At 57.7% G+C, this 12,801-nt stretch carries 11 protein-coding genes and 1 pseudogene; 5 read left to right on the plus strand and 7 right to left on the minus strand.

Features of this window, described 5'->3' with window-relative positions:
• Positions 1–75 precede the first annotated feature (75 nt).
• Positions 76–2,646, minus strand: a complete 2,571-nt coding sequence (locus EAH74_RS15655) for a bifunctional diguanylate cyclase/phosphodiesterase (RefSeq protein WP_140679663.1) — start codon at positions 2,644–2,646, stop codon at positions 76–78.
• On the opposite strand from EAH74_RS15655, the gene EAH74_RS15660 reads away from it, so the two are divergent.
• From EAH74_RS15660 to EAH74_RS15670, 3 genes are read left to right on the plus strand one after another with little or no spacing between them, the layout of a single operon-like run.
• A complete protein-coding gene (locus EAH74_RS15660; RefSeq protein WP_140679664.1) occupies positions 2,639–2,884 on the plus strand; it encodes a hypothetical protein in 246 nt (81 codons plus the stop codon). The genes EAH74_RS15655 and EAH74_RS15660 overlap by 8 nt on opposite strands.
• The gene (locus tag EAH74_RS15665; protein ID WP_140679665.1) at positions 2,884–3,456 is read left to right on the plus strand and encodes a GNAT family N-acetyltransferase; all 573 of its coding nucleotides are present in this window, start codon (positions 2,884–2,886) and stop codon (positions 3,454–3,456) included. The genes EAH74_RS15660 and EAH74_RS15665 overlap by 1 nt, the downstream gene beginning before the upstream one ends.
• A gap of 35 nt (positions 3,457–3,491) precedes the next feature.
• Positions 3,492–3,830, plus strand: a complete 339-nt coding sequence (locus tag EAH74_RS15670) for a hypothetical protein (protein ID WP_140679666.1) — start codon at positions 3,492–3,494, stop codon at positions 3,828–3,830.
• Between the two features lie 32 nt (positions 3,831–3,862).
• On the opposite strand, the gene EAH74_RS15675 is transcribed toward EAH74_RS15670, so the two are convergent.
• The 3 genes from EAH74_RS15675 to EAH74_RS15685 all read right to left on the minus strand — a co-directional run bounded on the left by EAH74_RS15675 (position 3,863) and on the right by EAH74_RS15685 (position 7,841).
• The gene (locus EAH74_RS15675; protein ID WP_140679668.1) at positions 3,863–5,269 is read right to left on the minus strand and encodes a DUF1254 domain-containing protein; all 1,407 of its coding nucleotides are present in this window, start codon (positions 5,267–5,269) and stop codon (positions 3,863–3,865) included.
• Between the two features lie 143 nt (positions 5,270–5,412).
• Entirely contained in the window at positions 5,413–6,984 is a 1,572-nt protein-coding gene (locus EAH74_RS15680) for a sensor domain-containing diguanylate cyclase (protein WP_140679669.1), read from the minus strand.
• Positions 6,985–7,049: 65 nt separating this feature from the next.
• Complete coding sequence (locus EAH74_RS15685) at positions 7,050–7,841, minus strand: aldolase (RefSeq protein WP_140679670.1); 792 nt, start codon at positions 7,839–7,841, stop codon at positions 7,050–7,052.
• A gap of 74 nt (positions 7,842–7,915) precedes the next feature.
• Between EAH74_RS15685 and EAH74_RS15690 the strand changes: the two are divergent.
• Positions 7,916–8,605: pseudogene (locus EAH74_RS15690) on the plus strand (LysR substrate-binding domain-containing protein); the annotation flags it as partial.
• A gap of 51 nt (positions 8,606–8,656) precedes the next feature.
• On the opposite strand, the gene EAH74_RS15695 reads toward EAH74_RS15690, so the two are convergent.
• From EAH74_RS15695 to EAH74_RS15705, 3 genes are all read right to left on the minus strand, one after another.
• Positions 8,657–9,052: a hypothetical protein gene (locus tag EAH74_RS15695; protein WP_140679671.1), complete on the minus strand. Its 396-nt coding sequence runs from the start codon at positions 9,050–9,052 to the stop codon at positions 8,657–8,659.
• Positions 9,053–9,217: 165 nt separating this feature from the next.
• The gene (locus tag EAH74_RS15700; RefSeq protein WP_240050519.1) at positions 9,218–10,009 is read right to left on the minus strand and encodes a lipopolysaccharide biosynthesis protein; all 792 of its coding nucleotides are present in this window, start codon (positions 10,007–10,009) and stop codon (positions 9,218–9,220) included.
• A gap of 188 nt (positions 10,010–10,197) precedes the next feature.
• The gene (locus tag EAH74_RS15705) at positions 10,198–11,955 is read right to left on the minus strand and encodes a L,D-transpeptidase family protein (RefSeq protein WP_140679672.1); all 1,758 of its coding nucleotides are present in this window, start codon (positions 11,953–11,955) and stop codon (positions 10,198–10,200) included.
• Positions 11,956–12,036: 81 nt separating this feature from the next.
• Here EAH74_RS15705 and EAH74_RS15710 point away from each other — a divergent pair, with 81 nt between their 5' ends.
• Positions 12,037–12,741 (plus strand): murein L,D-transpeptidase catalytic domain family protein, encoded by a 705-nt coding sequence (locus EAH74_RS15710; RefSeq protein ID WP_140679673.1) that lies wholly within the window; start codon positions 12,037–12,039, stop codon positions 12,739–12,741.
• Positions 12,742–12,801 lie beyond the last annotated feature (60 nt).

The raw sequence follows: 12,801 nt of genomic DNA on the forward strand, positions 1-12,801 counted from the left end.
CGATATCCAGTTGTGACCGGGGGTGCGCCCCGGCAGTTGCCTCTATGAGCGAGAGAGGCGACTAAAGGCACGTCCCTACACTGGAAACTCGTCATGCGACGCCCTGAGCAATGGCAGTAACGCCTGCTTTTCCATAGGCCGACTCAAGTAAAAACCCTGCACCTCATTGCACTGGTCCGAGACCAGAAAGTCCAGTTGCTCCAGGGTCTCGACGCCCTCTGCCGTCACGGTCAGGCCCATGGCTTTGCCCAGGTTGATGATCGCCTGCACCACGGCGCGGTCATTGCCGCCGCCGCTCATGGACGAGATGAAACGCTTGTCGATCTTGATCCCGTCGAACGGGTACGTGCGCAAGTAACCCAAGGACGAATAGCCGGTCCCGAAATCGTCCATGTTCAACCGCACGCCCAGTTCCTTGAGCGCATTCATGGTCGCCAACGCGCCATCCACATCGATGAGCATCACGTTTTCGGTGATTTCCAGCTCCAGACGACTGGCCGGCAAACGGCTCTGGATCAATGCCTCCCTGACGTCCTCCACCACATCACTGCGGGCAAATTGAACAGGCGACAAATTGACCGACACCATCAACGCACCGGGCCAGGTCAGAGCCGTTTCACAGGCTTCGCGCAACACCCAGCGCCCCAAAGGCACAATCAGGTCAGTCTGCTCGGCCAAAGGGATAAACTCGTCGGGGCTCAGCAACCCCTGTTCCGGATGCTGCCAGCGCAGCAACGCTTCCACCGAGACCACCTGCTTGCCGCCCATGTTGTAGCGTGGCTGGTAATGCATCACGAACTCGTTGTTCTTGATCGCCCGGCGCAAGTCGTTTTCCAATTGTCGGCGGTGCTGGATCTGATCGTTCATGTGCGGCGCAAAGTAACACCAGGTCTTCTTGCCATCGGATTTAGCCTGATACAGCGCAATGTCGGCACACCGGATCAGCTCATTGGGAATGTGCCCCTGACGCCGACTCAAGGCGACACCGATGCTCGCGCCGATGTGCAGCGTGTGATGCTCGTAATGAATCGGCTGCTGCAGGCTCTCGAGCAAACGTTCGCAGAACCGGTCGATTTCGGCGTGGCTGTCCATGCCGTTGAGCACCAGCACAAACTCATCACCACCGAGCCGGGCGACCAGATCTATGTCCCGCGTGCACTCGCGCAATCGGGTGGCCACTTCCAGCAGTACGGCGTCGCCGGCCGGGTGACCGAGGGAATCGTTGATCGGCTTGAAGTTATCCAGATCGATCATCAACAGCGCCAGCGCCGCCGAATGCCCTTTCTGCGCCAGGGCCTCGTCGAGGAAACGCGCCAGTTTGTTGCGATTCGGCAGCCCCGTCAGGGCATCGTGCAACGACAGATGCTGGATCTGGGCATGGGCGGCGACTTCATCGGTGATGTCGCTGGCCGTTCCGCGATAGCCCAGCACCGCGCCCTTGCGATGGATCGGTCGTGCCGAAACCCGGCAAATACGTTGTTGCCCCGACTGATCGCGATAGGAGCAGCGCAAATGGCTGACGGGCTGTTCTTCATTGAGCTTATGCAGCCACAGCGACAAAGGGATCGTATCGCAATTGAGCAGTTGCCCGATGTCCTGCCCGATCCATTGCTGATCGGAATAACCGGTAACGGTGGCGAAACGTCCTGACAGGTAAGAGATGCAATGCTTGTCGTCGATTTCCCAGATCCAATCGGAAGCGGCCTCAGCCACGGCACGAAAACGCTCTTCACTGGCCTCCAGCGCCTGGTTCGATAAATCGAGGCTGGTGTAGCTGGCATCCACGTGCCCGGACGTGCGTAAGACATACCGGAAGAAATAAGCCGTTAACAACGCCAGCACCAACAGCGCGCCGCCCAATGGCGGCAGCAGCGACCAGAGTAACTGGTGACCCGGTTGCTCAAGTCGGGACACCAGGCTGTAGCCGGTGTCCGCCAATGCCACGGCTGGCCTGCCGGGCGAAATGGTGTCTTCAGGCGCCAGGTTTAAATCATGCAAACCGTAATCGGCGCTCAGGGCGCTGAGCTTGTCAGGGCTTAATTGGTCGACGAACACCAGCACCGAGGTGCTTTGAGGATCGACCGCCGGCCTATCGTCATTGGGGACGATCGCGGCGGCCGTCATCAATGCCGGTTTGCCCTCGAACAGTGTGAACTGGCTGACGGGATCAATGAGGCTTTCCTGACGCTGAACTGCCTCTATCAGCGTCGCCATCGATGCCGAAAGATAGGTGGTCGCAGCCTCCTGCACCTGAAGCCCGCGCACCACTGCGTATTTGGTTTGCTGATGATCGACCACGAAGACGCCATCGTAGTGATCGATGCTGAACAAGGTTTTGCCCAGGTTCTGCTCGACGTAGGCCCATTGCACATCGACCGTGCCGTTCAAATGGTCGTAGGCGCTCGTCCAGTTTGCATAACTGGCGATGTAGCTTTTCGAGGCGGTGATGCGATTTTCCAGCGCACGCTGGGTGTAGAAAGTGGTCTTGGCCAGGTCCTGGGCGTCCAGCCTCCCGGCAATGTTGAACAAGGCCAACAGGGCGATCAGCACACCCAGAACAAACAGCAAGCCGACGGCAAATACCAGATTACGGGTTATCGGCGTATGACGGGGAGCGACGACGGTGGTAACAGCGTTCATGTCCATGCACTTGATCCTGTCAATCGATTGCCTGATCGGGATGCGACGCTCGCAATGCTTTTTTACCAGGGCACTCGCCGAACGTTCACTGACCATAGCAGCCATGCTGGGCCCTGGCGCCTGGATAACGCAAGCCATTGCAGCAATTGAAGAACCGTTGACACAACCCTTGCCAATCGACAGCCGCAGCTCTGTAATTGCACGCAACACCCACGTACCTTTTGATGCCGAGAATGCCTGGTGATGGACACACTGGAAGGTCAACGAATCTGCCTGCGCCCCCTGCAATTGAGTGATGCCGATGCGCTGGTCAATGCCGCGCGGGACGGTGAACTGTGGAACCTGACCGTCACCGTTGTGCCCTCGCCGACCACCGTCGACAGCTACCTCAAAAAAGCCCTCGACGGCCGCGGTGCCGGCACTGTGCTGCCCTTCGTCATCGTGCTCAAGGACACCGGCGAGGTCATCGGCTCGACGCGCTTCTGGAAAATCGACCGGCTAAACCGCAAGCTCGAAATCGGCAGCAGCTGGATCTGCGCCCGCTGGCAGAAAACCTTCGTCAACACCGAAGCCAAGTACCTGATGCTGAAGTACGCATTCGACACGCTGGATTGCGTGCGGGTGCAATTCACCACCGACGAAAACAACCAGAAATCACGTAACGCGATCCTCAGGCTCGGCGCGCAGCAAGAAGGCATCGTGCGCCACGAGCGGATCATGCCGGACGGACGCAAGCGCAACTCGGTGCGGTTCAGCATCATTGATGATGAGTGGCCGCAGGTGCGGCAGAACCTCGAACGGAAGCTGGCCGAATAAGACCTTCGCTGACGCCGGCGTGAGGGAGACATACCATGATGATCATCAAAGTCACCACGCTGCTATTGGCTGGCGTGCTGTCCGCCCTGTCCGTCGGCGCTTTTGCAGCCTCAGGCGATGGCGCTGATGCGACCGGTACAAGACCGGGCGCAACAAGCGGCTCGACAATGGCGCCCAACAATAACCCTGGCCAACCCTCGAGCGACCATAACGCTGACGGCGGCAATAGCGGATCGGGCTCGTCGAGTGGCGCAAATGCTGGCAATGCCGGGAACAGCGGCTCAGGCGCGGGGGGTGGCACGGGCGCGGCGGGCGGTGGAACGGGCGGTGCCGGCGGCGGGACGGGCAGCTGGACGCGTAAAAGCAGCCGATGATCGTCGACTGCCTTGGGGGCTGAAGCGTGGGACTAGGCGGGCTTGACCGGTGGCGGGTTCCACTTGCCGTTCAAAACATCGGGCTTGGGCCCATACAAACGCATGGTCAGGTTGAACCCGCCCTTCGGTGCCGGCAGCCAATTGGCTTCAAGCTCCTTGCCGGGGTTTTCGTGCTGGAGGTAGATGTCCAGCGAACCGTCGGCGTTCGTCTTGAACGGCATCCAGCTACTGAGTGCAAAGCGGTTGAGCGCATTGCCGACCTGGAAACCCTCGGGGTCGTACAAGGTGATCGACCAGAAAGCTTTTACCGGCGGCGTTTCACCCTTGTCGAAATGCAGCACGTACTTGTTCGCTCCATCGAGTGGCTTGCCTTCGACATCGCCGATGTTCAGCGGATAAATCGCATCCTCGGGCAAGTTGGCGCCGAGCCCGAGTTGCGTGACGATCGCCCGCTTGAGGTAGTAGTTGCCGTAGACACCCATGGTGTCGGTGTTCATTGACCAGCCGTTGACCACGCGAGCGAGGGTTGGAACCTTCCACGTCATCAGCGCCTGCGCGTCCTCGGGCACGCTCTGAAGCGCTGTTTTGATTTCAGGGTCCAGCGCATCCATGTTGAAGGATTTTCCGGGTTCGATACCGATACGTTTCATCTGCGCCAGGATCGGCTGATCGGTGATGTGCGCGGGGTGCACTTTGAGCAGTTCGGCGGCGTAGGCAAAGTAGTTCGCCGCCGACATTGAGTCGACCTGGATTTTTGGCGGGGTCTTCATGTCCACGACAGGGTCAATGTTCACGCTGACCGGCTCGGGGCTTTTACCCAGTCGGGACAACGGTGTCACGGTGTAGCCAGCCTGGATTTTGTGCACGGCCGCGTAGTCCGCAGCGCCATCGGTCTTGGTGCGGCCAATGACCCAGACAAAGGGCGTAGGCGCCGGCAGATGGTTCAGTCCGGCAGGCACCGTCCCGGTCCAGCCCGGCGGTGTCACCAGAAACTGCCCCGCTTGAGTGCCCGTGGTGCGCCAGCCCGGTGAGGCGAATACATCGGTCCACATGTCGAGCATCGGCAGCAAATAAAAACGCCCGGCCGTATCGGGCGCTGCGATCACCAGCGGTTCTTTGGTCAAATCCAGCCAGGCAATGGAATACAAAGTGTCGAAATTCGAGCGCACCACCCCTTTGAAATCGGCAGGTGGATACTGCGGAACACTGACAAACATATTCATCGGACCTTTACCGAATTCCTTGCCCGGTTCGATGTTGGTGAATTGCTGGCGGGTGATGTCCATGGTCAACAGCGGATAAAAATACACATAGGCATCCACGCCGATGGCGTGTGCTTCTTCGGCTGTGACTTTCGATTGAGCGTGGCTCGCGAGCGGAAAGATGGCGCAGGCTGCAACGGTTAGAGCAACGGCTGTCAATGCTTGAGTAATCAACATTCTGACGATCATCCGTGCGGTGGGGAGACCTGCCGGGATCGGCAGCGTTACCGCAACTCTAGACGATCAATTGAAGAGAATCTGACAGGCAGACAGCCGGCTGGTCGGGGTGTTGCGCGGGTGAAACACCCTCTCGAGATACCTCAACGATCCGAACGCAGCAGTGCCTCGACACCGCCCTCCATCGACAGCACCGCCGAGCGGTTTCGCCCTGAATGCTTGGCTTGATACAGCGCCGCATCCGCACGTTCGATGAATACTTCCATGCTGTCCCGCCCCGTCGGCACAAACGAATAACAACCCAGACTGACCGTCACGAAGCCCGACGGTGAACCGCTGTGGATGATGTTCTTGTCCATGACACTGCGGCGGATCTGCTCGGCAATCACCATCGCGCCGTGAATGTCGGTGTCGGGCAGCAATACCGCAAATTCCTCACCGCCGTACCGCACGGCCAAATCGGCTTTTCGATGGCAGCATCCCTTCACCGCCCGCGCCACTTCAGCCAGGCAATGGTCCCCGGCTACGTGGCCGTAAGCGTCGTTGTAGCGCTTGAAGTAATCGATATCGAGCATGATCAGGCTCAGCGAACTCGACTGCCGGGCGCCACGGCCGAACTCGATGTCCAGCGCTCCCTCGAACAGCCGGCGATTGCCCAGGCCGGTCAGGCTGTCGTGGGTCGCGATCAGCTTCAACGCTTCCTTTGCCTTGCGCAAATCCGCCTCGACCTGTTCGCCGACACGCACCTGATAAAGGAACATCCAACCGAACAGCCCCACGCCCAACACCACCAGGGCAACGATGACTGTGGAGCGAAATGCCGTGTCGTACCAATCCTTGAGAATCGATTCCCTGGACGAGGCGGCAGACACGACCAATGGATAAGAGTCGAGCTGACGGTAGCCATGCAACCGCACAACCCCATCGACCAGCGAGCTGAACATCGCGTTACCGGAAGGCGCGTTGGGCAGCAATTTCTCGAAGATCTCGCTCTTGGCCAGTGATGTGCCAATCTGCGACTCCACAAACGGCCGTCGCGCCAGCAGCGTTCCGTCGGTCAATCCCAAAAACATCGAACCGTTGTCATCAATGCTGAAGCTTTTGAAGAACTGATCGAAGTACGCCATCTTGATACCGGCCAACAAGACGCCCTGGAAATTGCCATTCTTGTCGTTCACACGCTTGGATACCGGAATGATCCACTCGCCATTTTCCCGACTGCGAATTGCCGGCCCGATGTGCGCCAGGGAGGAGACGTTCTGCTGGTGGAACTTGAAATAATCGCGATCCGCCACACCTGGTCCGCGTGGCAGGTCGTCGAAAGAGGTAACGACCCACTGCCCCTTTTGGTCGAACAGAAATATCCCGTGCAATTGATTCAGCGCCTGCACCCGCCGGGCGAACGTTTTCTGCAAGCGTGCCTTTTGGGGCGCGCCGAAACCGTCAGCCTGAATCCAGTCGGTCAGACTGGTCAGTACCAGATCGGCTTGCATGAAGGTGTCTTCGGCTTGTTGCGCCATGGCCCGCGTCAGGTTTGATGACGCCACTTGCGCCAATGCCAGGTCATGCCGGCGCGATTGCTCCAGTTGCAGGTAAAGCAAACCGCACAGGCTCAGGCACACGACCGCGATAAACAGCACCGCCGCTTTGCGCAGAGGTAACCGTTTCAACGTGACGCCGGTGGCGATGTGCGGATCGTGAAGAGGGATAGGCAAAAGCTCGTCCTGTAAGGGTAAGGCATGGGTAACACCCCAAAACCCTTATTTTTTGTGAGCTTAGTCTACGAGGGGGTATGGGGCAAATGTCCTTTGGCTAGCCGCCGCATCGCACTGTGCAAATGCGCCCGAGCACTTTCTGCATCCCCCAGGCGCATTTGCTCATAGGCCCGCTGGGCAATCTCATGGGGCACCGGCTTGAGTTCGCGCTGGGTCGCCATCGCCATCAACTGCACTTGGGCGGCACGTTCAAGGTAATACAGATCATCCCAGGCTTCGGCGATGGTTGGCCCGGCGACGATCACCCCGTGATTCTTCAAAAACAGAATGTCGGCATCGCCCATAACGCTGGCAATCCGGTCGCCTTCAGACTCGTCGAGCGCCAGACCGTTGTAGTCCTCGTCCACCGCCGTACGGCCGTAGAATTTCAAGGCCGTTTGCCCCAGCCACAACAACGGCGGACCTTGCAGCAGGCACAACGCCGTGGCGTGCGGCATATGCGTGTGAAACGCCACTTTCACCCTCGGCAGCTGTTTGTGCAGTCGCGCGTGGATATAGAACGCGGTCGCTTCCGGCAGCCCTTCGCCCATCACAACGTTGCCGTGAAAATCGCAGACCAGCAGGTTGTCAGCGGTGACCTCTTCGAACGCGTAGCCGTAGGGGTTCACAAAAAACAGATCATCGCGGCCTGGCACCATGGCGGAAAAATGGTTACAGATGCCCTCCTCCAATCCGTAAAGCGCCGCCAGTTGAAAGCACGCTGCCAATTCCGTGCGAGCGGTGATGACGGCCTCCGAATCGAGATTCAGATCGGCGTAACGCGAGGGGCGGGAACTGCCTGCAAGGGTATGTGCCATGACGACTCCGTGTTTTACCAGCCAAGGGATGTGAACAAGGGTACGACCTGATCCAGCGTGCTTAATATCGCATTGATCGGACCGGGCAGAACGTCAGTGTCACCGAGCATGGCGAACTGCTGATTCACTATGCCCGGCGCTTGCTGGCGCTGTCCTCGGAGGCGGTTGAAGCATTGGCCAGTGACCTCGATCTGGAGATCCTGCGCATTGGCGTACCGGAGGATTTCGACGCCAGGCGCCTGGCAGTCATTCTCGCCGGCTTCAATCGGGCCAGACCTGAAGCGCGCCTGGAAACTATCAGCGGCATGAGCGCCGATCTCAAACAGAAACTGAGCGCGGGCGCCCTCGACATTGCATTGGTCAAGCGCGAACCGGACAGCGGGCCGTGCTGGGCAGCCTGGCCGGAAGTGTTGGTGTGGGTCAAAGGCGCAGGCGTGGATTCAGCCAACGGGGTATTGCCATTGGCGCTGTTCCCGCAGGGCTGCATTTACCGTCAACGGGCCATTCACCTGCTGGATGTGGCTCAGCGGCCCTGGCGGGTTGCGTTTGGCAGTCATAGCCTGACGGGCATTCAGGCGGCGGTGGCTTCAGGTCTGGGCGTATCGGTGCTGCCCGCTTCGGCGGTATTACCTGAGCACAGCGTGTGCACCGACCTGCCCGAATTGCCGCCGACGGAGTTGGCGTTGATCAGCCGCGAGGGAGCACTGACCGGGTTGCAACGGACGTTGGTGGAGTTTTTGCGGGACGAGCTGGGACAGGCATGATCACAAAGAATGGGCGTACCGCGAACGCCCATTCCTTCACGAGCATCACCATCAAGGCGTGAGCTTCAAATGCCCGTTGACTCTCCCATTCTTTGGGTCGACAAACCAATACTCATTATTGGCGACCTTCACTTGGCTGCATTCGGTTGGATACCCTTTTGCTTCGATACAAATAACGCCGTCTTTCAATGTCCACTTTTCTTTTTCGGGTTTGTAAGGCGCCATCTCGAACATCTCTACTCCGTTTGGAGCAAAACTCATTGAGTACGGATGACTGCCTTCTCGGGTGGTGCCATAGAACTTCTTGCCCACTAGCGTGCTGGTGATTTGCCCATCGTCAAGCGTTACCGCTGATGCAGGTACCGGTGGTGGTTCATAGTTGCTGGTAGTGACGCAGCCTGCCAGACACACCATCAGGATCAACGCGCCGAACTTTAATAAAGTCATGCCACACCGTCCTTGTAAGTTCCGGAAGAATGTCCGGATAAATCAAAGCTTAGGCGACGCTGATTTGGGATCCGACGCAGGTGCCGAACGGCTGCCGGTCACTTAGTTACAAACAAAAAAATGGGCACCCCGAGGGCGCCCATTTGAATAAAGCACGAACAACCTTTAGATCAACTTGTCGATCTCATCTAACGTCACTCGGGGAATGAGTTCAACCGGAATCCTTGAATCACTGGACAGGTTGTAGACCTGAAAATCATCATCCACGACGTACTTCGACAAGATCTCGAACGACGGCAGGATTCTCGTATAAAAATGCTGATCGAGCAGGCATGGCGACGCTAACGTGTCGGCCTCTTCGTAAAAACGACTCACAGACTGATTCAAGTCGACGCCTACCAAAAACACCTTGGTAAAGCCCACGTGATAGGCAATCTGCAAAGCCAGATAAGCCACCGTACGGGCATCAAAAAAACCGCGTTTAAGGTTCTTGCTGAAACCAAGGGTTCTATTGCGGCCATTTCCGAGCTTGCGACTTCTGATGAGTTCTTTATCGGTCCTGAAAACCAGGTCCGTCCAGGAGAGTTTGGGTGCTCGGCCGAGTAAATACAGTTCGCCCTCAGGCGCTACCGTCGTATGCCAGATGTGCTCTTGCCACAATGCAACCCGCTGACTGATGCGCATGGCCTCTGAAAACAGTTCGGGTTGCTGTCGGGAAAAGCCTTGATCCGTACAGGCATAAAAGAACGGCTTGATACCTGTCCCGGAGAACATGGAAATGGCACCGTTCATGGTGATCATCGGAACGTCTGCAAACTTTTCCAGCGGAAAATCTTTAGCGGACGCCCCCGAGGCAATGATAAACACGGCACCTTTTTGGATGTTGCGGCACTCATCGAGGTCATGCCCATCAAGCATACCTGTGTTGAGTAACGGTTTTTTTTGCGCAACATCCATCTTCAACTTCCTATCCTTTCACATCGAGTGACTATTTTGCATTGTGATAGTTTTCAACGGGCGAGCCAACCTTTTGGCTTCGTCAACCCCTGAATCTGCGACGGAGCGGAAAGGTTGACGCAGAGCGCTTGCATCGTTGGTGCATCGATGACCTGCCCGTTACATACGGATAGCAGGTCCCGCTTCCTTCACGGCCATTGCCGGTTTTGCCCCGTCGCGACAGCAGAAGTTCCTGCTCGTCGCACATCCAGAACAGGCAGTTCCGAAGGCAGATTCAACCCCCGCAGTACCGCGGAATCGTACCCGTATACATCGGGTTTAAACATCACTCGACCATCGTTACTCAGGTCCACCGTCCAGTAAGCCAAAAGCACCGGCACCTTCACGGGAAGCCTGATGTTTTCGGTCTTGCCGTTCGCCAGTTGAGCCTGTATCCCGGCGCTGTTCCAACGAACCGGGTCGTTGAACAGCAGCTCTACCAACTGCAGCGGGTTCTCCACCCGTATGCAGCCTGAACTGGTGGCACGGCGCGATTGCGCAAACAACTCGCGATGCGGCGTGTCGTGGAGGTAAATCGAATATTCATTGGGAAACCGAATGGCCACCTGCCCGAGCGAGCTGTCCGGGCCTGCATCCTGTCGTAGCGTGATACCGCGCGCATTACTCCAGTCGACGGTCGCTGGATCGAGCACATTCCCCTCTCGATCAAGCGCTCTTATCCGGTTGGCCGCAAGGTAGCCGGGATCTCTTTGAATCTTCGGCAGCAAATCTTTGACGAGGATCGTCGGTGGCACGGTCCAGGTGGGGTTGAACGTTACGTAAGTAATCTCGGATTGAAACACCGGCGTACTGCGGAACGGCTTACCGACCTGAACCCGGGACCGCCATATCGCCTTACCGTCGCGATAAAGCGCCACTTTGTAACCCGCAATATCAACGATGACAAAAGTGCCCTGAAGTTTGAACAACAACCAACGTGCGCGCTCCATGTTCACCCGAACCTGGTCTATCCGCGCCTCTACGGGCACATTCAACGCAGCCAGTGTCGCGGCCCCCGCCACGCCATCCGCCCCCAGGTATTGCTCGGTTTGATACTTTTTCACCGCCGCAGCGACGCTGTCGTCGTAATCAGTGCGCTGCTTCTTTGATGGGGCCAGATAACCGCCTGCCACCAACCGTGCTCGCAACTGCGCGACAGAGGCATCGTCCATACCTGGCTTGAGCGATTGGCCTTCGGCAATCTTCGGCCAGCCGCCAGCATCCCGAACCTTGCGCAGTTGCGCCAGACCCACGCGCAGGCTGCGATAAACCGCCTCTTGTGGCGGCGCTTGAGCAAAGGCGCGTGCAACGTCATGAGCATCGAGCGCTGCGAACAGGTTGTTCATGTCTCCACGAGGATCGGCACCGACGGGGTCGAAGTTCCAATGGATGTCCAGACGCGAAGGGTCAACCTTGCCGCGCCGTAATTGCAGCAGCGCCGTGATAAAGGTCCGGGTCGCCGCGATATCGAACGCCGCCCGTTGCGCCACCGTCGGCTCCGCTGCCTGCATCGACGCTCTGGCGTTCGCCAACTCATCAATATGAAAGTCCGCAGGGTCCAACCCATCGGCCTGGGTCTCGCTCAGGCTTTTCAATAACTGGATGACATCGCTGTCGTTCGCCCAGGCCGAGCGATAACCCCGATGCATGTAAAAATCCATGACCACGCGACTCGGATCCACCCGTCGATGGCCACGGGAAGTGAGCAAGGGTGGAAACGATGAACTCAATGGCTCAAGTGCCGCCTGAATCGTTTGAGCGACGTAATCGTCAGGTGCCGCGCCAGTTCTGCTGATGACGGCAGATACCGCCTCAATCGGCGAAGTTTCTGCGAAAGCTGCGCCGCTGATCAGAAAGCCCATAAAAAAGATGCGGCTTATGACGAATAACCTTGTTAATTGCCCCATGGATAATCCTTAATCGCCCCGTATTCAACGGCTAGCATCCTGCGCACTGCTAGACTCGAAACATTAATGTGAGACTTACATATGGCACTAGACCGCTTTGGTTTCCTATTCTCGGCCTTGCTGCTGACGTTAGTTTCGGTACCGGCAGCCTACGCCGATTCGCTTGAAGCCGCGCTGCTCAAAGCAGCACCTGGCGCCAACGCCAAAGTCATCGGGCTGGCCGTACGCGCTACCCAATGCAGCTTGGCCCAAGGTAAAGCACCTGTCCAAAGACTTGCTGTCATCGACTACTCACTGCCTTCGACCGAACAACGGTTGTGGGTGTTCGATCTGAAGAAACGTAAATTACTGTTCCACGAACTGGTTGCCCATGGTCGCAACAGCGGCGAGAACATGGCGGTCAAGTTCTCCAACCAGAATGAAAGCTTTGCCACCAGCCTCGGTTTGTACCGCACCCAGTCGAGCTATGTCGGCCAGAACGGTTATTCCTTGCGCATGGAAGGTCTGGAGCCGGGTTTCAATGACAACGCATTTGAGCGGGCGATCGTTATTCACGGGGCGCCCTATGTCAGTCCGGTTCTTGCCCGAGCGAATGGCCGGATCGGTAGAAGCCTGGGTTGTCCGGCTGTGCGGCCGGCGATTGCGCATAAGTTGATTGATTCGATGAAAGATGGGCAGTTGTTGTTTTCTTACTATCCGGATCAGCGCTGGTTGAAGTCGTCTTCGTATATCAATTGCGGTAGCGGCACTGTGGCCGCAGCGTCAACGCCCGGTACACGCCAATAAATACGGCATGAACCTGTCAAAACTGTAATCCCCGCCTCAGCCTGCTGAAAGGCACCGCCC

Source organism: Pseudomonas mandelii, from assembly GCF_006438925.1.
GTDB lineage: Bacteria > Pseudomonadota > Gammaproteobacteria > Pseudomonadales > Pseudomonadaceae > Aquipseudomonas > Aquipseudomonas mandelii_C.

Excerpts from the sequence above, each read along its gene's own strand:
- EAH74_RS15705 (WP_140679672.1), bottom strand. The coding sequence starts at position 11,955 with ATGGGGCAATTAACAAGGTTATTCGTCATAAGCCGCATCTTTTTTATG.
- EAH74_RS15660 (WP_140679664.1), top strand. The coding sequence starts at position 2,639 with ATGTCCATGCACTTGATCCTGTCAATCGATTGCCTGATCGGGATGCGA.
- EAH74_RS15695 (WP_140679671.1), bottom strand. The coding sequence starts at position 9,052 with ATGACTTTATTAAAGTTCGGCGCGTTGATCCTGATGGTGTGTCTGGCA.
- EAH74_RS15655 (WP_140679663.1), bottom strand. The coding sequence starts at position 2,646 with ATGGACATGAACGCTGTTACCACCGTCGTCGCTCCCCGTCATACGCCG.
- EAH74_RS15700 (WP_240050519.1), bottom strand. The coding sequence starts at position 10,009 with ATGGATGTTGCGCAAAAAAAACCGTTACTCAACACAGGTATGCTTGAT.
- EAH74_RS15685 (WP_140679670.1), bottom strand. The coding sequence starts at position 7,841 with ATGGCACATACCCTTGCAGGCAGTTCCCGCCCCTCGCGTTACGCCGAT.
- EAH74_RS15675 (WP_140679668.1), bottom strand. The coding sequence starts at position 5,269 with ATGTTGATTACTCAAGCATTGACAGCCGTTGCTCTAACCGTTGCAGCC.
- EAH74_RS15710 (WP_140679673.1), top strand. The coding sequence starts at position 12,037 with ATGGCACTAGACCGCTTTGGTTTCCTATTCTCGGCCTTGCTGCTGACG.
- EAH74_RS15670 (WP_140679666.1), top strand. The coding sequence starts at position 3,492 with ATGATGATCATCAAAGTCACCACGCTGCTATTGGCTGGCGTGCTGTCC.
- EAH74_RS15665 (WP_140679665.1), top strand. The coding sequence starts at position 2,884 with ATGGACACACTGGAAGGTCAACGAATCTGCCTGCGCCCCCTGCAATTG.